At 62.8% G+C, this 21,816-nt stretch carries 20 protein-coding genes, 1 tRNA gene, 1 pseudogene and 1 riboswitch; of the genes and pseudogenes, 10 read left to right on the forward strand and 12 right to left on the reverse strand.

Annotated features, from left to right (window positions below):
• Nucleotides 1-18: 18 nt before the first annotated feature.
• Both phoU and phoB read left to right on the forward strand, forming a co-directional pair.
• Complete coding sequence (gene phoU / locus AYK65_RS02585) at nt 19-732, forward strand: phosphate signaling complex protein PhoU (RefSeq protein WP_026613341.1); 714 nt, start codon at nt 19-21, stop codon at nt 730-732.
• Nucleotides 733-947: 215 nt separating this feature from the next.
• Entirely contained in the window at nt 948-1,631 is a 684-nt protein-coding gene (gene phoB, locus AYK65_RS02590; RefSeq protein WP_026613340.1) for a phosphate regulon transcriptional regulator PhoB, read from the forward strand.
• A 97-nt stretch (nt 1,632-1,728) separates the two neighbouring features.
• Here phoB and AYK65_RS02595 read toward each other — a convergent pair whose 3' ends face one another.
• Nucleotides 1,729-2,247 carry a GcrA family cell cycle regulator gene (locus tag AYK65_RS02595; protein WP_026613339.1) on the reverse strand — a complete coding sequence of 173 codons (519 nt, stop codon included), beginning with the start codon at nt 2,245-2,247 and terminating at the stop codon, nt 1,729-1,731.
• 410 nt (nt 2,248-2,657) lie between these two features.
• On the opposite strand from AYK65_RS02595, the gene AYK65_RS02600 reads away from it, so the two are divergent.
• From AYK65_RS02600 to AYK65_RS02610, 3 genes are all read left to right on the forward strand, one after another.
• The gene (locus tag AYK65_RS02600; protein ID WP_026613338.1) at nt 2,658-3,857 is read left to right on the forward strand and encodes an aspartate aminotransferase family protein; all 1,200 of its coding nucleotides are present in this window, start codon (nt 2,658-2,660) and stop codon (nt 3,855-3,857) included.
• A 72-nt stretch (nt 3,858-3,929) separates the two neighbouring features.
• Nucleotides 3,930-4,841 (forward strand): ornithine carbamoyltransferase, encoded by a 912-nt coding sequence (gene argF, locus AYK65_RS02605; RefSeq protein WP_026613337.1) that lies wholly within the window; start codon nt 3,930-3,932, stop codon nt 4,839-4,841.
• A 438-nt stretch (nt 4,842-5,279) separates the two neighbouring features.
• Nucleotides 5,280-6,275: an Hsp33 family molecular chaperone gene (locus tag AYK65_RS02610; RefSeq protein WP_081157880.1), complete on the forward strand. Its 996-nt coding sequence runs from the start codon at nt 5,280-5,282 to the stop codon at nt 6,273-6,275.
• Nucleotides 6,276-6,364: 89 nt separating this feature from the next.
• Here AYK65_RS02610 and apaG read toward each other — a convergent pair whose 3' ends face one another.
• On the reverse strand, nt 6,365-6,757 hold the full coding sequence (gene apaG / locus AYK65_RS02615) for a Co2+/Mg2+ efflux protein ApaG (protein WP_026613335.1): 393 nt from the start codon (nt 6,755-6,757) through the stop codon (nt 6,365-6,367).
• Between the two features lie 111 nt (nt 6,758-6,868).
• Here apaG and AYK65_RS02620 point away from each other — a divergent pair, with 111 nt between their 5' ends.
• Nucleotides 6,869-7,483: a CDP-alcohol phosphatidyltransferase family protein gene (locus tag AYK65_RS02620; protein WP_046119926.1), complete on the forward strand. Its 615-nt coding sequence runs from the start codon at nt 6,869-6,871 to the stop codon at nt 7,481-7,483.
• A 54-nt stretch (nt 7,484-7,537) separates the two neighbouring features.
• Here the strand turns inward: AYK65_RS02620 and AYK65_RS02625 are convergent, their stop codons facing one another.
• Entirely contained in the window at nt 7,538-8,722 is a 1,185-nt protein-coding gene (locus AYK65_RS02625) for an O-succinylhomoserine sulfhydrylase (RefSeq protein WP_046119925.1), read from the reverse strand.
• Nucleotides 8,723-8,764: 42 nt separating this feature from the next.
• A riboswitch (SAM riboswitch) is annotated at nt 8,765-8,843 on the reverse strand.
• A 75-nt stretch (nt 8,844-8,918) separates the two neighbouring features.
• Here AYK65_RS02625 and AYK65_RS02630 point away from each other — a divergent pair.
• From AYK65_RS02630 to AYK65_RS02640, 3 genes are all read left to right on the forward strand, one after another.
• On the forward strand, nt 8,919-10,016 hold the full coding sequence (locus tag AYK65_RS02630) for a 2'-deoxycytidine 5'-triphosphate deaminase (protein WP_046119924.1): 1,098 nt from the start codon (nt 8,919-8,921) through the stop codon (nt 10,014-10,016).
• Between the two features lie 153 nt (nt 10,017-10,169).
• Nucleotides 10,170-10,244 (forward strand) — tRNA-Gly (locus AYK65_RS02635).
• 143 nt (nt 10,245-10,387) lie between these two features.
• On the forward strand, nt 10,388-11,239 hold the full coding sequence (locus tag AYK65_RS02640) for a transporter substrate-binding domain-containing protein (protein ID WP_046119923.1): 852 nt from the start codon (nt 10,388-10,390) through the stop codon (nt 11,237-11,239).
• A gap of 80 nt (nt 11,240-11,319) precedes the next feature.
• On the opposite strand, the gene AYK65_RS02645 is transcribed toward AYK65_RS02640, so the two are convergent.
• The 5 genes from AYK65_RS02645 to AYK65_RS02665 form a co-directional block, all read right to left on the reverse strand.
• Nucleotides 11,320-12,132: a sterol desaturase family protein gene (locus AYK65_RS02645; RefSeq protein ID WP_046119922.1), complete on the reverse strand. Its 813-nt coding sequence runs from the start codon at nt 12,130-12,132 to the stop codon at nt 11,320-11,322.
• A 143-nt stretch (nt 12,133-12,275) separates the two neighbouring features.
• Entirely contained in the window at nt 12,276-12,686 is a 411-nt protein-coding gene (locus tag AYK65_RS02650) for a tellurite resistance TerB family protein (protein WP_081157881.1), read from the reverse strand.
• Nucleotides 12,687-12,734: 48 nt separating this feature from the next.
• On the reverse strand, nt 12,735-13,577 hold the full coding sequence (locus tag AYK65_RS02655; protein ID WP_046119921.1) for a thermonuclease family protein: 843 nt from the start codon (nt 13,575-13,577) through the stop codon (nt 12,735-12,737).
• A gap of 12 nt (nt 13,578-13,589) precedes the next feature.
• Nucleotides 13,590-14,255 (reverse strand): S24 family peptidase, encoded by a 666-nt coding sequence (locus tag AYK65_RS02660; protein WP_046119920.1) that lies wholly within the window; start codon nt 14,253-14,255, stop codon nt 13,590-13,592.
• A 173-nt stretch (nt 14,256-14,428) separates the two neighbouring features.
• On the reverse strand, nt 14,429-14,944 hold the full coding sequence (locus AYK65_RS02665; RefSeq protein WP_046119919.1) for a winged helix-turn-helix transcriptional regulator: 516 nt from the start codon (nt 14,942-14,944) through the stop codon (nt 14,429-14,431).
• A gap of 205 nt (nt 14,945-15,149) precedes the next feature.
• On the opposite strand from AYK65_RS02665, the gene AYK65_RS02670 reads away from it, so the two are divergent.
• Complete coding sequence (locus AYK65_RS02670) at nt 15,150-15,596, forward strand: SRPBCC family protein (RefSeq protein ID WP_081157882.1); 447 nt, start codon at nt 15,150-15,152, stop codon at nt 15,594-15,596.
• Nucleotides 15,597-15,629: 33 nt separating this feature from the next.
• Here the strand turns inward: AYK65_RS02670 and AYK65_RS02675 are convergent.
• The 4 genes and pseudogenes from AYK65_RS02675 to AYK65_RS02690 form a co-directional block, all read right to left on the reverse strand.
• Nucleotides 15,630-15,926, reverse strand: a pseudogene (locus AYK65_RS02675) (DUF6958 family protein).
• Between the two features lie 121 nt (nt 15,927-16,047).
• Nucleotides 16,048-18,261 carry an FAD-dependent oxidoreductase gene (locus AYK65_RS02680; RefSeq protein WP_046119918.1) on the reverse strand — a complete coding sequence of 738 codons (2,214 nt, stop codon included), beginning with the start codon at nt 18,259-18,261 and terminating at the stop codon, nt 16,048-16,050.
• A gap of 21 nt (nt 18,262-18,282) precedes the next feature.
• On the reverse strand, nt 18,283-19,491 hold the full coding sequence (locus tag AYK65_RS02685) for an acetyl-CoA C-acetyltransferase (protein ID WP_046119917.1): 1,209 nt from the start codon (nt 19,489-19,491) through the stop codon (nt 18,283-18,285).
• 107 nt (nt 19,492-19,598) lie between these two features.
• Nucleotides 19,599-21,395 carry an acyl-CoA dehydrogenase C-terminal domain-containing protein gene (locus AYK65_RS02690; RefSeq protein ID WP_046120091.1) on the reverse strand — a complete coding sequence of 599 codons (1,797 nt, stop codon included), beginning with the start codon at nt 21,393-21,395 and terminating at the stop codon, nt 19,599-19,601.
• Nucleotides 21,396-21,816 lie beyond the last annotated feature (421 nt).

The raw sequence follows: 21,816 nt of genomic DNA on the forward strand, positions 1-21,816 counted from the left end.
GCCCTTGAGGAACCGAAAATGTCTCACCCCCACATAATGACCGCCTTCGACGAAGAGCTGAAATATCTGACGCGCCGGATCTCCGAGATGGGAGGACTTGCCGAGCAGATGGTCGCGGACTCGGTCCGGGCACTGGTCAATTCGGACCTCGCCTTGGCCCAGAAGGTGATTTCCGATGATGCCATTCTGGACGATGCCGAACGGCAGATCGGGGAAAAGGCGATCGTCACGATCGCCAAGCGCCAGCCTATGGCCTCGGACCTCCGCGAGATCATGGGATCGATCCGTATCGCCGCGGATCTCGAGCGCGTCGGCGATCTCGGCAAGAATACCGCCAAGCGCGTGATTGCCGTCGCCGGCTCCGGAATCCCCCGCAAGCTCGCGCGCGGCCTCGAGCATCTGGCCGAGCTTGCTCTCGTGCAGCTCAAGGAAGTGCTCGACGTCTATGCCTCGCGCTCTCCGGAAAAGGCAAACAGCATCCGCGAGCGTGACGAGGAGATCGACGCGATCTACACCTCGCTCTTTCGCGAGTTGCTCACCTACATGATGGAAGATCCGCGCAACATCACGCCCTGCACGCATCTCCTCTTCTGCGCCAAGAACATCGAGCGGATCGGCGATCATGCGACCAACATCGCCGAGACGATCTACTACATGGCGACAGGCGCCCAGCCCGCGGGCGAACGGCCGAAGGACGACACGACGTCGACATTGGGTTCCGTGACGGACTGAGGTCGCCCGGCGTCCCGTTGGTGCGCCAAATCTTTTCCGGCCGCGTTGGTTCGCGGTCTACTGCGTGTTCCCTTAAGTCGTAGCCGATTTAGGGACAAAAACATGCAGCAACTCGAGGTGCTGCAGCCTCCTTGTGCGTCTGAAAAGACGCACGGCGCTGTAGGCTGTGTCGCGGCGGCGTGATCGCGGTCGCGCGTAGGAAGGAGTCGTACTGAATGTTGCCGAAGATTGCAGTAGTCGAGGACGAGGAAGCGCTGAGCGTACTCCTGCGTTACAATCTCGAGGCCGAAGGCTTCGAAGTCGATACGATCCTTCGCGGCGACGAGGCAGAGATTCGCCTGCAGGAGCGCCTGCCCGATCTTCTCATTCTGGATTGGATGCTGCCCGGGGTTTCCGGCATCGAACTCTGCCGCAGGCTCCGCCAGCGGCCCGAGACGGAACGTCTGCCGATCATCATGCTGACGGCGCGTGGCGAGGAGAGCGAACGCGTGCGGGGTCTTGCGACCGGTGCCGACGACTATGTCGTCAAGCCGTTCTCGACGCCGGAACTGATGGCGCGCGTGAAGGCTATGCTCCGGCGCGCCAAGCCCGAGGTCCTGTCCACGCTCCTGCGCTGCGGCGACATCGAGCTCGACCGCGAGACGCACCGCGTCCATCGCCGCAGCCGGGAAGTCCGGCTCGGGCCGACGGAGTTCCGTCTCCTGGAGTTCCTCATGTCCTCGCCGGGACGCGTCTTCTCCCGCTCGCAGTTGTTGGACGGCGTGTGGGGGCACGACATCTATGTCGACGAGCGGACCGTGGACGTGCATGTGGGCCGCCTGCGCAAGGCCTTGAACTTCTCGAACATGCCCGACGTCATCCGTACGGTGCGCGGCGCCGGCTATTCGCTGGAGGGCTGAGGCCGGGTGCGAGCGGCCTTCCTGTGCCGCCCGCGTATTTTCAGTTGCAGCGACGAAAAAAGGGGCCGTACGGCCCCTTTTTTTCCTTGTCAAAGACTTAGCGCAGGCGACGGCGCTCCGCCGAGGGCTGGTAAGCGAGCCGCGCATGATAGCTGCAATAGGGAGACGACTCCGGAGAATCGTTTCCGCAAAAGTGGAATTCTTCCTTCAGCGGATCGCCGATCGGCCACTTGCAGGTGCGTTCCGTGAGCTGGGTGAGTTCCAGGCGACGCGACATTGGGACGACGATGTTCGCCTCGAGCTCAAAATCCTGCTCGACTGCCAGTTCGAGCGCATTGTCTTCCTTGAGGGCGGTCGCGCCGGACGTGCGGGGAACGGTCCGAGTGACGGCGCGCGCAGCGTAATTCGGCGCACGGGGCGCCGAGGTCGTCCGTTTCGGGCGGGCGGCCGCCGTCGTTCCTCCGGCCTTGGCGCGCCCGGGCAGGCTCAGCCGGTGGACCTTGCCGATGACGGCGTTGCGACTGACGCCGCCCAACTGCGCCGCGATCTGGCTGGCGCTCAAGCCCTCGGACCACAGCTTCTTCAGTTTCTCCACCCGCTCGTCAGTCCAGTTCATCTCTGCACTCTCCGTTCTCGGCGTTGGGATGGCAGAATCCATCACCGCTCTCCGGAAAAATCCCGAAGATACAACGCGATAACACTGTTGGTGACTAGGTCCGCCGCATGCGTCTAGTAATTGAATATTAACCTACCGGTAGGGTGACTCCGTGGCAAGAGTCGCCGGAATCGCGCCGAATCGATTTTGCGGTTTTCCCCAACTTGCTGTCGGGGCGTTGCATTTTTGCAAGCCCCGGAGCGCGATTTTTTCGCCCTCGGAATCCGCGCCCGCACGGCGCCCTGCAAGCCTTGGTTTTGTTGACATTGCGGCGCGAAATAGGAATAGTGCCTCCGCCGCCGCAAGGCGGCATTTTTGATTTTTGTCGGACCTGACAAAGCCGATGCCCGAAGACGAAGGAGACGTTCACCATGGCCGCAACAACGCCGCTTTACGACACCTACCTGCGTGCGCCGTTGCGTTTCGAGCGAGGTGAGGGCGTCTGGCTGATCGCGGAAGACGGCACGCGCTATCTCGACTTCGCCGCCGGCGTCGCCGTGAATTCGCTGGGTCACGCCCATCCGCATCTCGTGGAGGCCCTGAAGGCGCAGGCCGAGAAGGTGTGGCATCTTTCCAATCTTTACGAGGTTCCCGGACAGGAGAGCCTTGCACGGCGGTTGACCCAGGTGACCTTCGCCGACCGGGTGTTCTTCACCAACTCAGGCGCGGAAGCGCTCGAGTGCGCGATCAAGACGGCACGGCGCTATCATTTCGCCAAAGGCCACCCGGAAAGGTTCCATATCATCACCTTCGAAGGCGCTTTCCATGGCCGCACCATCGCGACGATCGCCGCCGGCGGCCAGCAGAAATACATCGAAGGCTTCGGGCCGAAGGCGCCCGGCTTCTACCAGGTTCCCTTCGGCGATGTCGCCGCGGTCAAGAATGCGATCAACGACGAGACCGCGGCGATCCTGATCGAGCCGATCCAGGGCGAGGGCGGCATTCGCCTAGCGCCGAAGGAGTTTCTCCAGGAACTGCGCGCGCTCTGCGATGAATTCGGCCTGCTTCTGATCCTCGACGAAGTGCAATCCGGGGTCGGCCGCACCGGCAAGCTCTTCTCCCACGAATGGGCGGGGATCACGCCGGACATCATGGCTGTCGCCAAGGGTATTGGCGGCGGCTTTCCGCTCGGCGCCTGCCTGGCGACGGATGCTGCCGCCGCCGGCATGATTGCGGGCACGCACGGCTCCACCTACGGGGGTAACCCGTTGGCGATGGCGGTCGGCAACGCTGTGCTCGACGTGATCCTCGCCGAGGGCTTCCTTGAGCACGTGCGCGATGTGGCGCTCGTCTTCCGCCAGGGGCTCGCCTCGCTCAAGGATCGTTTCCCGGACGTGATCGACGAGATCCGTGGCGACGGGCTGATGCTCGGCATCAAGGCGAAGGTGCCCTCCGCCGACTTCCTGAAGGCGATCCGCGCCGAGAAACTGCTCGCCGTCCCCGCCGGCGAGAATGTGCTGCGCCTGTTGCCGCCATTGATCACCACCGCGGCTGAGGCGCGCGAGGGGCTGGCGCGGCTCGAACGTGCGGCGGAAGCGGTCCGGGCAGGCAGCGGTAACGCCGCGGCCTGAGATTGGGCTCTGATTGAACCAGGCGCGCAAGCGTGATCGACTACCGGTTTCTACGATAGGAAATGCAGCACGATGACCAGACACTTTCTCGATCTCTCGGCCATGGCGGCCGCCGACCTTAGGACGATCATCGACGATGCGCGCGTCCGAAAGTCGGCGACCAAGGCCGGAACGGCCGAGAAACCGCTTGCCGGCAAGATGCTCGCGATGATCTTCGAAAAGCCATCCACCCGCACCCGCGTCTCCTTCGATGTCGGCATGCGCCAGCTCGGCGGCGAGACGCTGTTCCTCTCCGGCACCGAAATGCAGCTCGGGCGGGCCGAGACGATCGGCGATACGGCGAAGGTTTTGTCGCGCTATGTCGATGCGATCATGATACGGACCACAAAACATCGCCGGCTTCTGGAAATGGCCGAGCACGCGACGGTGCCGGTCATCAACGGCCTCACCGACGACACGCATCCCTGCCAGATCATGGCCGACATCATGACCTTCGAGGAGCATCGCGGACCGGTCAAGGGCAAGACGATCGCCTGGACGGGCGACGGCAACAACGTGCTGCACTCTCTGATCGAAGGCTCGGCGCGCTTCGGCTACCGCATGAACATGGCCGTGCCGCTCGGATCCGAGCCGCAGGACAAGTTTCTGAACTGGGCACGCAACAATGGCGGCGAAATCCTGCTCTGCCATGAGCCGGAACAGGCCGTCGCCGGCGCCCATTGCGTCGTCACCGATACCTGGGTGTCGATGAATCAGGAGCACCGCGCCCGCGGACACAACGTCTTCCAGCCCTATCAGGTCAATGAAGCGCTGATGAAGCATGCCGCGCCCGACGCGCTGTTCATGCATTGCCTGCCGGCGCACCGCGGCGAGGAGGTTACCGACGAGGTCATCGACGGTCCGCAGTCGGTCGTCTTCGATGCGGCGGAGAACCGGATGCACGCGCAGAAATCGATCCTTGCCTGGTGCCTCGGCGTGGTCTGACGACCGCCGGTGCGAGCGATCCGGTCGGAGGGAACTCTTGAATTCGGCGTTGGACGACACAAATTAGGCGGCGACGGCTGATGCACGTCGCCTAACTGTGCAGCCGGGGCGATTTCCGCTCCTGCCGCGCTCCTCGACCATCATCTGCGGCGCCTGGAGGCGAAGCAACGCACATTGCTGCTGGACAAATGCGTTCGCGGCGGGATCAAATGCAATTGCGGGTGGTTATAGCGGGGGCGCACTGGCGTGACGCGCAAAGGTCGCTGTAGCCCTTTGAATCGCTGCATGTTTTTGCCTTAAATCGGCTACGATTTAAGAAACATGCAGTAGAACGGGACAGGTCGGTTTTCCGCCTGCAGCCGTTTATCATCTGATTGGTAAGATCACGATTTAGGATTGGATCAACCCGGAGAGGATGATCCAGGCAAGGAGTAAGCGATGACAGAGACTGGGCCGGGCCTTGGCGAGTTCGATTTTGCCGGTGACGACCATGTCGTGCCCTTCCAGGTCGAAGGGCTCGACGTGCGCGGCCGTGCGGTCCAGCTCGGCCCGATGCTCGACGCCATCCTCGAACGCCACAATTATCCGCTTCCAGTGGCACGGCTCGTCGCCGAGACGGTGGTGCTGACTGTGTTGCTGGGAACGTCGCTGAAATTCGAAGGCAAGCTGATCGTCCAAACCCAGGGGGACGGCCCGGTCGATCTCGTGGTGGCGGATTTTTCGACGCCGGACCGGGTCCGTGCCTATGCCCGCTACGACGAAGAGGCACTGGCCGCCGCCGAGAAGGGCGGGCGCACGCAGCCCCATGAGCTGTTGGGCAATGGCGTTCTCGCCTTCACAATCGATCAGGGCGCGCACACGCAGCGCTACCAGGGCATCGTCGCGCTGGACGGCGCGACGCTCGAGGAGATCGCGGGTGTTTACTTCCGCCAGTCGGAGCAGATTCCGACGAAGGTACGCCTTGCCGTTGCGGAACTTCTCGACCGGGACGAGGACGGCAAGCCGCGGCATCGCTGGCGCGCCGGCGGCATGGTCGCACAGTTCCTGCCCGATGCTCCCCATCGCATGCGGCAGCCGGATCTGCCGGGCGGGGACGGCGACGAAGGCGACAGCGAGGGCCTCTTCGAAGAGGACGATCTCTGGGCGGAAGCCAAGGTGATGGTCGAGACGATCGACACCGATGAACTCACCGACCCGATGGTCGGAACCGAACGCTTGCTGTACCGGCTGTTCCACGAACGGGGCGTGCGCGTCTATCAGCCCCAAGCGGTCTATGATCGCTGCAGTTGCTCACGCGAGAAGATCCGCAAAGTCCTGGAAGGACTAAGCGACGAGGACATCGAGGGCAGCATCGAGGATGGCCTGATCAAGGTTACCTGCGAATTCTGCTCGACCACTTATCGCTTCGAGGCAAGCGAGGTGCGGTCGCAATGAGGCGCGCTGGTCGCGCCTTACCGCGGAATGAGCCTATTTTGTGCATGTCGTTGTCCCAAAACCGCTGCACGCCTTTGGGCAGACATGCATTAATTGAGGGTGCGGACAAGGCCCGGTGAATCGAGCGAGAAGGCGGGGATGGCCACGTTGAAGGTCTCCCCGTCCTCGGCCTCCATGCTGTAGTGGCCGAACATCACGCCGGATGGCGTATCCAAGGGGCAACCGGAGGAATATTCGTAGGTGTCGCCGGGATTCAGCAGCGGCTGTTCGCCAATTACGCCCGGGCCGCTCACCTCGTCCACCTGCCCGTTCTCATCGGTGATGTGCCAATAGCGGGTCATCAGCCGAACCGCCATCTCGGAATGGTTCGATATGACGATGCGGTAACCCCAGACATAGCGACTATCGTCGGGATCCGACTGTTCTTCCAGGTAGTACGGCTCGACCGTCACTTCGATGTCGCGTGTCAGTGCGCGGTACATGTGCAACACCCTGTTCCAAATTTGTACCGGTATTCTACAGCAATATGGTTTCGTCAAGAATAACGGCAAGATTACGCGAGTGGCGTTCAATTTTGGCTGGGGGCCGGTGACATGTTTGACGGCGCGGTGCGCAAGCGTCTCGATCCGATACTGAACAGGATCGGTGCAGCACTTGCGGAGCGCGGCGCAAGCGCTGACGCCATCACGATTCTGGGTTTCGTCCTCGGCCTTGCGGCCGCCGTCCTCATTGCCGAGCGGGTCTATTCCTGGGCGGTCGTTCTGATCCTCGTCAGCCGGCTCTGCGACGGCCTTGACGGCGCGGTTGCGCGCGCGAGCGGCAAGACGGACTTCGGCGGCTTTCTCGACATCGTGCTCGACTTCGCCTTCTACGGCGCCATTCCACTCGCCTTCATCGTCGCCGATCCGGAGGCCAATGGCCTTGCCGGCGGGCTGCTGCTCTTCGCCTTTTACGTCAACGGCGCGAGCTTTCTCGCCTATGCCGTCATGGCCGAGAAGCGTGTAATGACGACCGATGTGCGTGGTGCGAAGTCGCTCTATTTCACCACCGGGCTTGCCGAGGCGACCGAAACCATCGCCGTCTTCCTGGCCTCGTGCGTCTTTCCCGGCTGGTTCCCGGCGCTGGCTTCGATCTTCGCCATCATCTGCCTCTATACGGCCCTGTCGCGGATCGTCCTGGCGCGCCTCACCTTCCGCAATCCAAAATAAGAACGCCCGCTGCGGAACAGCGGGCGAGTTCGACGTCCTGATGCGTGCCGCCGATCAGGCCCTCACGTTCTTCAGTGCCCGCGCGAAGTCCTCGACGAGGTCTTCGCTGTCCTCGATCCCGGCCGAGAAGCGAACCGTTCCAGCGGAAATGCCGAGTTCTGCGCGGGCCTCGTCGGTCAGATTCTTGTGCGTCGTCGTCGCCGGATGCGTAATGAGGCTCTTGGAATCGCCGAGATTGTTGGAGATACGCACGATTTCGAGCGCGTTCTGCAGGGCGAAGGCCGCTTCCTTGCCGCCCTTGAGCTCGAAGGCGACGAGCGTCGAGCCGCCGCTCATCTGTTTCGCTATGATCTCGGCCTGCGGATGGTCCTTGCGCCCCGGATAGATGACGCGGGCGACCTGCGGCTGTTCGGCGAGGAAATCGGCGACGCGGCGGGCGCTTTCGGTCTGCTGCTTGACGCGCAGCGGCAGCGTCTCGATGCCTTTGAGCAGCGTCCAGGCGTTGAACGGCGACATGGCAGGGCCGGTGTGTCGGAAGTAGTCGTGAAGGTTCTCGTCGATCCACTCTTTGTCGGAAAGCACCACGCCGCCGAGGCAACGGCCCTGGCCGTCGATATGCTTCGTGGCCGAATACACGACCACATGAGCGCCGAGCTCGAGCGGCTTTTGGAAGAGGGGGGTGGCGAAGACGTTATCGACCACCAGCTTGGCGCCGATCTGGTCGGCGAGCCTGGCGACGCCGGCGATGTCGATGACTTCCAGCGTCGGGTTGGTCGGGCTTTCGAGGAAGAAGACCTTGGTGTTCGGACGCACCGCCTCTTCCCAATTGGCGAGGTCGCGGCCGTCGACCAGCGTGCATTCGACGCCGTATTTCGGCGCGAGCGTTTCGACGACCCAGCGGCAGGAGCCGAAGAGCGCGCGGGCGGCAACGATGTGGTCGCCGGCCTTCACCTGGCACAGGATCGCCGCAGACACGGCGGCCATGCCGGAAGCGGTGGCGCGTGCATCTTCCGCGCCCTCGAGCATGCACATGCGCTTCTCGAACATGTCGTTGGTCGGGCTGCCGTAACGCGCATAAATGAAGCCGTCGGTCTCGCCCTTGAAGCGGGCCTCGGCCGCTTCGGAACTGTCGTATACGAAGCCTTGCGTCAGGAAGATCGCTTCGGAGGTCTCTCCGTATTGTGAACGGAGAGTGCCGCCATGGACGAGTTGGGTTGCCGGGCGCCAGTTCTTGCTCATGCGACGATCACTTTCAAAACAAAAAAACCGGCCGCGAAACGACCGGTTTGACACCCGGCCTTTTTAGCTACTTGTTTAACGTGGCTGCAAGCCGACCGGCCAAATCACCACGGGATAAAGCTCCAATACTGCCTAGCCGTGCTTGCGTCAATTCCCGGAGTTTGGTTTTGTCTGGCAACTGAGAATGAGGATCGGAATGGGCCGCGAAACAGGGATTTTGGCCGACCGCGCGATCGCCGCGCTGTTTGCCTCGGGACGCTTGAAAAGCGAGAGGCCGCTGGACGACGACCAGATCCAGCCGGCGAGTCTCGATCTTCGCCTCGGATCCAAGGCGTTCCGCGTGCGCGCAAGCTTCATGCCTGGCCCCGCTCACCTCGTTGCGGACAAGCTCGACCGCCTGAAACTGCACGTCATCGATCTTCATGACGGCGCGGTGCTCGAAACCGGCTGTGTCTACATCGTGCCGCTTATGGAGAGCCTTGCACTGCCGCAGAACATGTCGGCTTCCGCCAATCCGAAGAGCTCGACCGGCCGCCTCGACATTTTCACGCGCATCATTACCGACAGGGCTCAGGAGTTCGACAAGATTCCCGCGGGCTATAGCGGGCCTCTTTACCTTGAAATCAGCCCGCGGACGTTCCCGATCGTGGTGCGGCGCGGTTCGCGCCTGTCTCAGATCCGTTTCCGCGTCGGCCACGCGGTGTTGTCCGAGCAGGAACTGCTGGGGCTGCACGAAAGCGACGTGCTCGTCGCGAGCGAAAGACCGAACGTCACCGGCGGCGGCATCGCGCTCTCGATCGACCTCAAGGGCACCGGGCCGGATGGGCTCATCGGCTATCGCGGCAAGCATCACACGTCAGTGGTCGATGTCGACAAGAAGGCGGAGCATCCGGTTTTCGACTTCTGGGAGCCGCTCTATAGCCGCGGCCGCGAAGATCTGATCCTCGATCCCGACGAGTTCTACATCCTCGTCTCCCGCGAGGCGGTGCATGTGCCCCCGCTCTATGCCGCAGAAATGACGCCCTTCGATCCTCTGGTCGGTGAATTTCGCGTCCACTATGCCGGCTTCTTCGATCCCGGTTTCGGTCACGCATCGGCCGGCGGCAGCGGCAGCCGTGCCGTGCTGGAGGTGCGCAGCCACGAGGTGCCGTTCATCCTGGAGCATGGCCAGATCGTCGGCCGCCTCGTCTATGAACATATGATGGAGCGGCCGGACGGGCTCTACGGCCTCGATCTCGGCTCCAACTATCAGGCCCAGGGCCTGAAGCTCTCAAAGCATTTTCGCGCCGAGTGAGCCGAGAGCAATTCCAGGAAAAGTGTGTGGCGGTTTTCCGTCCGGAATTGCGTCGTTTCAAAAGAGTTGGATCATCTCATTGCTTCATTGAAACAATGAAATGATCTAGACGCTTGACAGATCGCGGCCGTTGAGGAAATTTCCGCTTCTGTTGCGGGTGTAGTTCAGTGGTAGAACGCCAGCTTCCCAAGCTTGATGTCGTCGGTTCGATCCCGATCACCCGCTCCACTTTCTCTCTTCTCCCGATCGAGAATGATACAGCCCGTTTTGATAGCGGCCCTGTAGCCAGCATCGAGACATCTCGCTAATCTCCGCGAAAAGCCAATCGAATCCGCGTCTTCCTTCCCGCGGTTTTAAGAAAACGGATCGCAATGACGGGCGCTCTTTCTCGACGAATTCGCTGGATACTCGCTCTGTCGGCCGTGCTCGCCGCGGGACCGGCTCTCTCTCAGCCGAAAGAACTGCCCCGACTGTTCGATGCCCGGGAGCGGATTGCCAGGCCCGACCTGACGGGGCTCGCCCGGCTGCGCTTCCTGACCACGGTCGATTTCCCGCCCTTCAACTTCATCGACCAGTCGGGCAAACTTTCAGGCTTCCATGTCGACCTCGCCCGCGAGATATGCCGCGAGCTCGAGATCCAAGCCAAATGTCAGATTCAGGCGGTGACCTATGCGGAGCTCATGCCGGCGCTCGATGAAGGGCAGGGCGATGCGATCGCCGCGGGCATCGCGGTTACCGCGGAACTCAGGCAGCGCTTCGCCTTCTCCCGACCCTTCATGCAACTGCCCGCCCGTTTTGTCGTCAACACCAAGGCCGCGGGCAGCGTAGCAAACCCTGCCGATCTGGAGAAAAAGCCCGTCGGCGTCGTGTCCGGCACGACCCACGAGGCCATGCTGAAAGCCTTCTTCCCCAAGCTCGAAGCCAAGCCGTTCCCCGACCGCAACGCGCTCATGTCGGCCTTGCGGGAGGGGAGCATTGCGGCAGCCTTTTCCGACGGCATGCAGCTTTCCTTCTGGGTCTCGGGCGGCGTCGCCGCGGGATGCTGCGTTCTCGTGGACGGCGCCTATTTCTCGCACCGTTTTCTCGGCGAGGGGCTCACCATCATGAACCGCAACACCGAGCCCGCCTTGACTCAGGCGATCGACCACGCCCTGCTGGCGCTCTCCCGCAGCGGCAGGCTCGAGGAGATCTATCTGCGCTATTTCCCGAATGGGATCTATTGAGCGGCCCAATCAGCATTTGCCTCTCATCCGCCCTGCCGCCACCCTTCCCCGCAGGCGGCGAGAACGACTGTTCTTGAAGGCTAACCCCGCCGGAACGGCAGCATCAGCGACCACAGGAGCTTCGTCGGCTCGCTGCGTCCAAAGGCCTTGAGCCCCGTTTCGATTGCATCGTCACCGCTTGCCGGGTGGGCGACATAGGTGGAGAAGAGCCGATCCCAGAGGGAAAGGTTGAAGCCGTAATTCGAGTCGGTCTCGCGCTGTTCGACCGAGTGATGGATGCGGTGCATGTCGGGGGTGACGATCAGCTGCCGCACTATCCTGTCGGCGTTCCGCGGCAGCCGCAGATTGGCATGATTGAACATCGCCCCGGCATTGAGGGAGATTTCGAACAGGAGCACGGCGAGAGCAGGTGCGCCGAGGACGATGATGACGGTGCTCTTCCAAACCATCGACAGCAGAATTTCGAACGGGTGAAAGCGCAGCGCCGTCGTCACGTCGACGCCCGGGTCGGCGTGATGGACGCGGTGGATGCGCCACAGTATGGGCACTTTGTGCAACACCACATGTTCGAGCCAGACCGCGAAGTCGAGCGCGAGGAAGGCGATGAGACCGGCAATTGCCGGTGCCACGCCGAGGGCGGGGAGCACGCCGTATCCGCGTTGCTCGGCCCACAGCGCAACGCCTGCGGCGGCGGCCGGGAAGAGGATGCGCAAGAGGAGTGACGAGAGGACGAGAATCGACAGGTTCGTGACCCAGCGGCGCGCTTTCAAGGCACGCGCGAGTTCGGGCCGCTCGAGCCGCGGATGAAGAAGCTCGAGCACTGCGAGCGCAGCGAAGGCGGCGGCAAAGGCAGCGAGCCGCCAGACCGGTTCCGCGATCCCGAAAAACAGCATGCCTCGGTCCTCGGCTGGACTATCGTTCGACCATATGGCGTCCGGCGCGGGCGGGCAAAGACACGTTGCCGTGACGGCGGGTTTCGGCGTCTTCCTCGCACCGGAAGGTACGGACGAGAGTCTGCAAACGCTCTCTCCTTTGCCTACCTGCGGAAACGTGCGATGGCGCCGCGCTCGATCGCAGCACAGGTCAGCTTGTCGAGGCCGAGCCGGTCGCGCAGCAACTGCAAAAGCCGGATTTCCTCGGTTCGGATGCGCTGGTCGGCGGCGGCGATCTCGACGGCAAGCGCGTAAGCCGTTTCGTAGAGTCGCTGCGGCAACGCCTCTCGCACCATTTCGAGGACGACGTCGAGGCCCTCCGGGGCGGCGAGCTGTGCCGCGCATTCACGCCCGATGTGGATCAGATGGTCCTCATCGAACTCCTCGAAGGCCGGCAGAAACCGGACGAGCACGCCGATCCGCGCGAATTCGTCGTCGGTCATGTTGCGGTCGACGGCCGACATCATGACCATGACATGGACAAGAGCTTCGTGCTGGCTGAGGCTGGCGGACATCTGACCTCTCTAAAATGGTGGCGAACAGTTAGGGAATCCGCCAAGGGCTTACAAGTCCGGCGCGGCGTCGTCCAGGACTGCGCCAGCGGAGGGATCATCGACGGTGAGGTGTACGCGGCTCAAATCGCGCGGATCGTCACCGTGAAAGCCGAGTCTCGCTTTGCGCGCCGCTTCAGCCTTCGCTTCAAGGGCGCTGCCGGGCAGCGGCATCGCCCAGCCGTTGGCGACCAGCCATGCGGCAATGTCCTGGCCCCCGACGGAGCAGCGGGCCGTGACGGTCCCGCCGGACTCTTCTGGAGCGTCGCAGACAAGCGCCCGCGCTCTCAGAAAATTGCGAAACGCCGTGCGTGCGACCATGCCGCAGGGCCAGCTCTTGCCATTGCCGTCGCACATCTTTTCGGCGTTTTGCGGCTCGATATCCTTGATCTGCAACGTCTTGTCGTCGGACCGAACGAGTCCTGCGGCCAGCGCGACGGGCCGCCGGTAGACGGTCGTAGCGGGCTTTTCCTCTCCCGGCGGTTTCGAAAGCGGTGGCCGCGGCGCCACCCGCTCCAGCGGCTTCGCCACACCGTCCTCGGGCAGGGTGAATAGGCCGGGCTCTATCGGCCGCACCGCGACGCGCGAGCTCTTGCCGATCTCGGCGTCCGGCGCGGGGGCAGGGGAAGCCGCTTCGCTATCGGCGCCGCTGTCGCCACCCCCGACGGTGTCGGCGGGAGCCTCCTCCTGCAGCGGCGGTTCCTCGATTATTGCCGCCTCCGGCGTTTCGAGGACAAAGTCGGGCGTCGCTACGCTCTCGCCGTTGCGGATGGCATCGGCGCCGCTCATCAAGATGCCGGCGTACAGGGCAAGGGCGGCGAGCCCGCCCGCGGTGGTGATGAGCTGCTGCCGCATCGGAGGATTATCCTACTGGCTGGCCCAGATGATCCGGGCAATCCATTCCACGTCTTTCATCTCGAAATTGCGGTTGGGGTGGTCGGGGTTGAGCGACAGGAGCTCGATGCCGCGGGGCGTCTGCCGGGAGAGCACCTTAGCCATCACCTCGCCCTCGCGCGTCTTGACGACAACGCGATCGCCCCGGCGGACCTGCGCGCCCGGGTCGACGATCAGGACGTCGCCGTCGCGATAAAGCGGCAGCATGCTGTCGCCCTGAACCTCAATGGCGTAGACGCCGGCTTGGCGCTGCGGGGCGACCGGAAATTCGATCTCGTCCCAGCCATGGCCGACCGGAAAGCCGCCGTCGTCGAAGAACCCGCCGGCACCGGCCTGGGCGAAACCGATCAGCGGAATGCCCGGCGTCGGTCGGTTGGACTCTGCCGGTAAGCCGTTGCTGCCGCCGGCGCCGGGCTGCATCAGCGCCATGAACTGATCGATCGTGGCGCCGGTCGCCTCCAATATCTTCGAAATCGACTCGGTCGACGGCCAGCGGGCGCGGCCATCGGCGGATTGGCGCTTCGACTTGTTGAAGGAGGTGGGGTCGAGGCCGGCGCGGCGCGCAAGCCCCGACGGCGAGAGCCGATGACGCTCGGCCAACGCATCGATCGCGCGCCAGATGCTGTCATGTGAAAGCATATCGACCCCATCCCCGGAAAGGGAGACATATGCGGGCGGCGGAGGACCATTCCGCGTCTCGTCAAATCATACATAGATTAGCCAAGCGCCAGGCGAGCGTAAAGCATCGCGAGGAAAATAGTCCTTTTCCGCCGTGTACTCGCGGTTCATCGCGCGAGCCGTCAGGCCTTTGGTCAGGCGATTTGCCGTTCCTTCGCTTTGCGCGCCACGACCTCTTCATAGGCCGCCTGCAGGGTCTCGCGCACGGATGGGCCTTCGGGTGCTGCCGGCGCGGCACCCAGATGTTCGGTGCGCAGTTCGTCCATGAAGCGCTCCCAAAGGGGCGGACCGCCTTCCTCCATCAGTTGAGCGCGAATGCTGAGCTCTTCGCTGACCGGCAGATGGCGCCGGCCCCAGGCGCCGAGATGCGCCATGATCGGCACGAGCGCGATCGCCATCTCGGTCAGGCTATAGATCGCCTTTTGCTTGTGGCTCGGATCGTCGCGCTTCGTCAGCATGCCGATGTCCACCAGCGTCTTCAGCCGGTCGGCGAGGATGTTGGAGGAAATCCCCTCCTGCGAGCGCAGGAGCTCGCGGAAGTGCCGTTTGCCTCCGAAGATCATGTCGCGGAGGATCAGGAGGCTCCATTTGTCGCCGAAGACTTCGAGCGAGAGATTGATGGGGCAACCCGAGCGGTGGTCGTCAGTCATTCCGGTCTCTGAAGCGAGAGCGGGATGCGGGCACCATGCCCGCTTTCTGCGTCCCGCTGCAAAACTGCTTGCATTATTGCATCAGTGAGGTTAAGGTGCAACTGATTTTGAAATGCAACCAGTTTGGTTGCCGTCGAGGATGCCAAACGCGACGGAGGGTGTTCCGAATGGGGCCGCTCTATCAATCACCAAGGATGAGATTACGATGACCAAAGCATCCGTCGAGCACGCAAGCTTCACAATCGAACGCGTCTTCAAGGCATCACCCGCGCGGGTCTTTCAAGCCTTTGCCGATCCTGCCGCGCATGATCGCTGGTTCGTCAAGGCGGACAACTGGCCGGTGGCGGAATACAGCCACGACTTCCGCGTCGGCGGGCGCGACGGCAAGACCTTCTACTTTAACGAAACGGTCTATCTCGACATCGTCGAGAACCGGCGGATTATCTCCGCCTATACGATGGCGAAGGACGACCGGCGGATTTCCGCCTCGATCGCCACGGTCGACCTCATTCCGGAAGGCGCCGGCACGCGCGTCGTCTTCGCCGAACAGGCGGCCTTTTTGGACGGCCTCGACAAGGTCGAATATCGCCGCGACGGCTGGGAGCAGTTGATCGGCGCTCTCGCCGCCGAACGAAAGTCCGGCGCGGCCTGAGGAGCGGCCGTCATCTCAAAGGAAAAGGCGGCGTCAGTTCTTGTGCAGCCGAAGCGGGCGCGTCTTCTCCCGACCGATCGTGCCCTTCGCCTCGAAGTCGAGCTGCACCGTCTTCGACCATCAGGATACGCCCGCCTCGTCTGGAAACAATTCCTGCGGCAGATGAGCGAAAATCCGCTCGCGGATTTCGGCGAGCGTCAAGCCAGGCACCTCCGACGGGATGACCGCGAGCAGGGCGGCCTTCATCGCCGCGTACTTGTCTGCATCGACCGAATAGGTCTTGCCCGGACGGATGACGTTCTCGACGGTAATCTTGCTGGACTTCGACATGATTCTTCCTCCGGTTTGCGTCCTAAGGACGATCGACGGAGGCGCGGCCCGACAAGGGCGAAAAAAAGGGCCGGCACCTCGCGGGCCGGCCCTCTTAACTTTCCCGGGTGCAGCGAGCGTCCTACGCCGCCTTCTGTGCCTCGCCGTAGGGGTCGAACCGTCCGTAGAAGGTCTCACCCTTCTCCGCCATCTCCTTCAGGAGCGGCGTCGGTTCGAAGTGGTCGCCATAATCCTTGGCGAGCGTCTCGCAGAGCTCGACGAAGACTTTGGCGCCCATGCCGTCGATATAGGAGAGCGTGCCGCCCGTGTAAGGTGCGAAGCCGAAGCCGAGGATCGAGCCGACGTCCGCCTCGCGCGGATCGGTGACGATGCCTTCCTCGATGGTGCGGGCGGCTTCCAGCGCGACCGTTGCGAGGAAGCGCCGCTTCAGCACCTCGACGTCGATCTTGTCGGCGTCCTTCTGCGGATAGAGTTCTTTGAGGCCCGGCCAGAGATATTTCTTGGCCGGCTTTGCCGGATATTCGTAGAAGCCCTTGCCGTTCTTGCGGCCGCGCCGGTCGAGTTCGTCGACCATCTTGTTGATCAGCGCCATGTGCTTCGGATCGACGGCCTTGTCGCCGAGATCGGCGACGGTCGCCTTGAGGATCTTCTGGCTGAGATCGATCGCCACCTCGTCGTTGAGCGACAGCGGCCCGACCGGCATGCCGGCCATCTTGGCGGCGTTCTCGATCATCGCCGGCGGCACGCCTTCGATCAGCATGTCGTAGGCTTCGTGGATGTAGCGGAAGACGCAGCGGTTGACGTAGAAGCCGCGCGTGTCGTTGACGACGATCGGCGTCTTCTTGATGGCAGCGACATAGTCGAGCGCCGTCGCGAGCGCGCGGTCGCCCGTCTCCTTGCCGAGGATCACTTCCGTCAGCATCATCTTCTCCACCGGCGAGAAGAAGTGGATGCCGATGAACTGCTCCGGCCGTTTCGAGTTCTTCGCAAGCCCGGTGATCGGCAGCGTCGACGTATTCGAGGCGAAGATCGCATCTTCGGCGATCACCGCTTCCACCTTCTCGATCACGTCCTTCTTCACCTGCCGGTCCTCGAAAACCGCCTCGACGACGAGTCCGGCGTCCTTGAGATCACCGTAATCGCCCGAAGGCGTGATGCGGGAAAGCAGCGCCTCGCCTTCTTCCTTCGTCAGACGGCCCTTGCCGATCGAATCCTTGACCAACCCTTCCGAATGCGCCTTGCCCTTCTCGGCCGCTTCCATATCGCGGTCGATGAGGGTGACTGGAATGCCGGCTGCGGCCGTCACATAGGCGATCGACGCGCCCATAAAACCGGCGCCGACGACGCCGACCTTTTTGAGCTCCGTCTTCGGCACGCCGGCTGGCCGACGGGCACCCTTGCCGAGTTCCTGCATCGAGATGAACAGCGACCGGATCATCGAGAAGGCTTCGGTCGTCTGCAGGATCTCGGTGAAATAGCGCTGCTCGATCTTGAGCGCCGTATCGAACGGCACCTGCAGGCCCTCATACACGCATTTCAGGATCGCAATGGCGCCCGGATAGTTGCCATAGGTCTCGCGGCGCAGAATGGCGGAGGCGGCCGGCCAGAGCTGCGCCGAAGCCGGCGTCCAGATCCCACCGCCCGGAAGCTTGAAGCCCTTCTCGTCCCAGGGCTGCACTGGCTTCAGGCCATTCTTGATCATCGCCTTGGCCGCCTCGATCAGCTTGTCCGGATCGGCAACCTCGTGCAGGAGGCCCATGGCCTTGGCGCGCGCCGCCGTCAGCGATGAACCGGTCGTCATCATCTGCAGCGCGTCCTGCGTATTGGTGAGTCGCGGCACGCGTTGGGTGCCGCCGGCGCCCGGGAAGATGCCGACCTTGACCTCGGGGAGCGCGATCTTCACCGATTTCGCATTGGAGGCGACGCGGCCATGGCAGGCGAGCGATAGTTCGAAGGCACCGCCCATGCAGGTGCCGTTGATCGCCGAAACCCACGGCTTGCCGCAGGTTTCGAGCTTGCGAAAGAGCCCGCTCAGGCGGCCGACGAGGTCGAAGAGTTTCTTGGCGGCATTGTCCGGATCCTTCGACTTCTCTTCCGCCTGGAAGGCGAACATCGATTTGATCATCGAAAGGTCGGCGCCGCCAGAGAAGGACGATTTTCCGGATGTGATGACCACACCCTTGACGGCCGGATCGGCGGCCGTCTGATCGACGATCGCGTTGAGTTCCTCCATCACCTCCCGGGTGATGACGTTCATCGACCTGTCCGGCATGTCCCAGGTGACGAGGGCGATGCCGTCGGCGTCGGTTTCGATCTTGAAGTTCGTGTAAGACATATTCTCTCTCCCGGGGATCGATCAGACGCGTTCGATGATCGTGGCGGTGCCCATGCCGGCGCCGATGCACAGCGTCACCAGAGCGGTGTTCAAATCGCGACGCTCGAGCTCGTCGAGCACGGTGCCGAGGATCATCGCGCCGGTCGCGCCGAGCGGATGGCCCATGGCGATCGCGCCGCCATTGACGTTGATCTGGTCGTGCGGAATGTCGAACGCCTGCATGTAGCGAAGAACGACGGCGGCAAAAGCCTCGTTGAGCTCGAAAAGGTCGATGTCCGAAAGCTTCATGTCGGCGCGCTTCAGGAGCTTTTCGGTGACGTCGACGGGGCCGGTCAACATCAGCGCCGGATCGGATCCGATATTGGCGAAGGCGCGGATGCGCGCGCGCGGCTTCAGCCCCATGGCTTCGCCGCCGGACCTGGAGCCGAGCAGCACCGCAGCGGCGCCGTCGACTATGCCGGAGGAATTGCCGGCATGGTGAACATAGTTGACCCGCTCGATTTCCGGATGCGCCTGGATCGCGACGGCCTCGAAGCCGCCCATCTCGCCGGGCATCTGGAAGGAGGGATTGAGCGAAGCGAGCGCCTGCATGTCGGTCCCGGGGCGCATGTGCTCGTCGCGGTCGAGGATCGTCAGGCCGTTCTGGTCCTTGACCGGCATGACCGACTTCTCGAAATAGCCCTTCTCCCAGGCATTGGCTGCGCGCTTCTGACTTTCGACCGCGTAGGCATCGACGTCATCGCGGGAGAAGCCGTATTTCGTTGCGATCAGATCGGCGGAGACGCCCTGCGGCATGAAATAGGCTGGAAGGTTGACGGAAGGATCCATGAACCAGGCGCCGCCGGACATGCCGAGGCCGACGCGCGACATCGACTCCACGCCGCCGGCGATCACGATGTCGTCCGCTCCTTGCGCGATCTTGGCGGCGCCGAAATTGACGGCATCGAGGCCGGATGCGCAAAAGCGGGAAATCTGCATCCCCGGCGCGCGCGTGGAATAACCCGCTTCGAAGGCTGCCGCCTTCGGAATCACCGCGCCGGCATCCATGACCGGATCGACGCAGCCCATGATGATGTCGTCGACCGTCGATGTGTCGAGCCCGTTACGGTCGCGCACGGCCTCCAGCACCTTGGCGGCGAGGCGGACGGAGGGCACCTCGTGCAGCGCACCATCCTTCTTGCCACGGCCGCGCGGCGTGCGCACGTGGTCGTAAACGAAGACTTTCGTCATCTCTTGCTCTCCCTTTCGGCGGCACTCCCTTGGGCCGCGCAATTACCACATGGAGCGGAATTCAGGTGGAAGACCGCTCACATTCTCCATCCGGCTCCAGTCTGAAATCAGAAGGCCGCGGCGTCCAGCGCCATCAGCGTGTCGGCGCCTGTTTCGATGCGGGCCTTGCGCAGTGCCGTCTCCGGCATGATGCGTTCCATGAAGAACTTTGCTGTGATCAGCTTGTTCTTGAGATAGTCCGCGCGTGCGGTTTCGCCAGCGGCAAGCTTCTCTTCTGCCGTCTTGGCGATCTTCGCCCACATGTAGCCGAGCACGACGAGTCCGAAGAGGTGCATGTAGTCGGTCGAGCCGGCACCGGCATTGTCGGGTTTTGCCATAGCGTTCTGCATGAACCACATCGTGGCCGCCTGCAGGTCGTTCAGCCCCTTCTTCAGCGCCTTGGCATAGCCGGAAAGCCTCTCGTCGTTGCGGTTCTCCTCGCAGAAATCGCCGATCTCCTTGAACAGTGCCATGACGGCGCGGCCGCCGTTCAGCGCAAGCTTGCGGCCGACGAGATCCAGCGCCTGAATGCCGTTGGCGCCCTCGTAGATCATGGCGATGCGGGCGTCGCGCACATACTGGCTCATGCCATGCTCTTCGATATATCCGTGGCCGCCGAAGACCTGCTGCGCCATCACGGCATGTTCGAAGCCCTTGTCGGTCATGACCCCCTTGAGGATCGGCGTCATCAGGCCGAGGATGTCGTCAGCGGCCTGGCGCTCCGCTTCGTTGTCGGAACGGTGGGCGATATCGGATTTGAGGGCCGTCCAAAGCGTGAAGGCGCGGCCGCCCTCGTTGAAGGCCTTGATCGTCATTAGTGAGCGGCGCACGTCCGGATGGACGATGATCGGGTCCGCCTTCTGGTCGGGCGCCTTGGCGCCGGAAAGCGAGCGGCCCTGGAGGCGTTCGCGCGCGTAGTTGGCAGCGTTCTGATAGGCGACCTCGGCAATCGCCAGCCCCTGCATGCCGACGGCAAGGCGGGCTTCGTTCATCATCACGAACATGGCGCTGAGACCCTTGTTCTCCGCGCCGATAAGATAGCCGGTCGCCTCGTCATAGTTCATGACGCAGGTTGAGTTGCCGTGAATGCCCATCTTGTGTTCAATCGCTCCGCAGGAAACGCCGTTGCGCTCACCCGGTTCGCCGCTGTCAGTCAGCTTGAACTTCGGCACGATGAAGAGCGAGATACCCTTGACGCCTTCCGGTGCCCCTTCGATACGGGCGAGCACCAGATGGATGATGTTCTCGGCCATGTCGTGTTCACCGGCGGAGATGAAGATCTTCTGCCCGGAGATCTTGTAGGACCCGTCGCCGTTCGGCACGGCCTTGGTGCGAAGCAGGCCGAGATCGGTGCCGCAATGGGGCTCGGTCAGGTTCATGGTCCCGGTCCAGGTGCCTTCCACCATTTTCGGCAGGTAGGCGCGCTTCTGCTCCTCGGAGCCGTGCACGAGGATGGCGGCGATTGCTCCTTGCGTCAGGCCCGGATACATCATCAGCGACATGTTCGCGGCAGAGAAGAATTCGCCGACGGCGGTGTGAAGCGTGTAGGGCAGGCCCTGCCCTCCGAATTCCTCCGGCGCGGCGAGGCCCAGCCAGCCGCCCTCGCGATAGAGATCGTAGGCCTTCTTGAAGCCAGTCGGCGTGATGACCGAGCCGTCGTCGTGACGCGTGCAGCCTTCCTGATCGCCGGAAAGATTGATCGGGAAGAGCTCTTCCTCGGCGAGCCTGGCGGCCTCGCCGAGGATTGCCGCCACCATGTCCGGCGTTGCATCCGCAAAACCCGGCAGGTTGTGGTAGCGCTCGATGCCGAGCACGTCGTTGAGGATGAACAGGGTGTCGTCAACCGGAGCCTTGTAGATGGGCATTCTTTCCCTCGTCTTGATATCCCTTCGGGTCGCGCCGCGCGGCATCCCCGATTCCTGCCGTTTCGAGCGTACACCGACGCCCGCTGTCGCAATACCAAGACGACGCTACAAAATTTTGACGTTTGCGTAAACGTCAAAAACATCATCGCGAAAGTTTCACGAGCGCAATCGCCGGCGGCCGGAAATGCGATGCGAGCAGGCCCGGCCGGGCGAGAGAGGATAAATCGTTAAAAAATCAGAGTGATTAACGGCTTGTTTACCACGTTTAATGAATTGTGCGCTTTGAGATGGTCAAAGCCGCAACCCGTCCGGTCCTCGCATTGTTGTGGCTTTGCCCGCATCGGCTTTGCCGCCGAAGCGACGAGGGCTGGGGTCGTTCGCGGCGGCGTCGATGATGGTAGAAGACATAGGGCGAAGGGAC

The sequence above is a fragment of the Ensifer aridi genome (assembly GCF_002078505.1).
Taxonomy (GTDB): Bacteria; Pseudomonadota; Alphaproteobacteria; order Rhizobiales; family Rhizobiaceae; genus Sinorhizobium; species Sinorhizobium aridi.

What these genes read in the sequence shown, in the direction of transcription:
- phoU (WP_026613341.1), top strand. Translation starts at nt 19, where the DNA reads ATGTCTCACCCCCACATAATGACCGCCTTCGACGAAGAGCTGAAATAT.
- phoB (WP_026613340.1), top strand. Translation starts at nt 948, where the DNA reads ATGTTGCCGAAGATTGCAGTAGTCGAGGACGAGGAAGCGCTGAGCGTA.
- AYK65_RS02595 (WP_026613339.1), bottom strand. Translation starts at nt 2,247, where the DNA reads ATGAACTGGACTGACGAGCGGGTGGAGAAACTGAAGAAGCTGTGGTCC.
- AYK65_RS02600 (WP_026613338.1), top strand. Translation starts at nt 2,658, where the DNA reads ATGGCCGCAACAACGCCGCTTTACGACACCTACCTGCGTGCGCCGTTG.
- argF (WP_026613337.1), top strand. Translation starts at nt 3,930, where the DNA reads ATGACCAGACACTTTCTCGATCTCTCGGCCATGGCGGCCGCCGACCTT.
- AYK65_RS02610 (WP_081157880.1), top strand. Translation starts at nt 5,280, where the DNA reads ATGACAGAGACTGGGCCGGGCCTTGGCGAGTTCGATTTTGCCGGTGAC.
- apaG (WP_026613335.1), bottom strand. Translation starts at nt 6,757, where the DNA reads ATGTACCGCGCACTGACACGCGACATCGAAGTGACGGTCGAGCCGTAC.
- AYK65_RS02620 (WP_046119926.1), top strand. Translation starts at nt 6,869, where the DNA reads ATGTTTGACGGCGCGGTGCGCAAGCGTCTCGATCCGATACTGAACAGG.
- AYK65_RS02625 (WP_046119925.1), bottom strand. Translation starts at nt 8,722, where the DNA reads ATGAGCAAGAACTGGCGCCCGGCAACCCAACTCGTCCATGGCGGCACT.
- AYK65_RS02630 (WP_046119924.1), top strand. Translation starts at nt 8,919, where the DNA reads ATGGGCCGCGAAACAGGGATTTTGGCCGACCGCGCGATCGCCGCGCTG.
- AYK65_RS02640 (WP_046119923.1), top strand. Translation starts at nt 10,388, where the DNA reads ATGACGGGCGCTCTTTCTCGACGAATTCGCTGGATACTCGCTCTGTCG.
- AYK65_RS02645 (WP_046119922.1), bottom strand. Translation starts at nt 12,132, where the DNA reads ATGCTGTTTTTCGGGATCGCGGAACCGGTCTGGCGGCTCGCTGCCTTT.
- AYK65_RS02650 (WP_081157881.1), bottom strand. Translation starts at nt 12,686, where the DNA reads ATGTCCGCCAGCCTCAGCCAGCACGAAGCTCTTGTCCATGTCATGGTC.
- AYK65_RS02655 (WP_046119921.1), bottom strand. Translation starts at nt 13,577, where the DNA reads ATGCGGCAGCAGCTCATCACCACCGCGGGCGGGCTCGCCGCCCTTGCC.
- AYK65_RS02660 (WP_046119920.1), bottom strand. Translation starts at nt 14,255, where the DNA reads ATGCTTTCACATGACAGCATCTGGCGCGCGATCGATGCGTTGGCCGAG.
- AYK65_RS02665 (WP_046119919.1), bottom strand. Translation starts at nt 14,944, where the DNA reads ATGACTGACGACCACCGCTCGGGTTGCCCCATCAATCTCTCGCTCGAA.
- AYK65_RS02670 (WP_081157882.1), top strand. Translation starts at nt 15,150, where the DNA reads ATGACCAAAGCATCCGTCGAGCACGCAAGCTTCACAATCGAACGCGTC.
- AYK65_RS02680 (WP_046119918.1), bottom strand. Translation starts at nt 18,261, where the DNA reads ATGTCTTACACGAACTTCAAGATCGAAACCGACGCCGACGGCATCGCC.
- AYK65_RS02685 (WP_046119917.1), bottom strand. Translation starts at nt 19,491, where the DNA reads ATGACGAAAGTCTTCGTTTACGACCACGTGCGCACGCCGCGCGGCCGT.
- AYK65_RS02690 (WP_046120091.1), bottom strand. Translation starts at nt 21,395, where the DNA reads ATGCCCATCTACAAGGCTCCGGTTGACGACACCCTGTTCATCCTCAAC.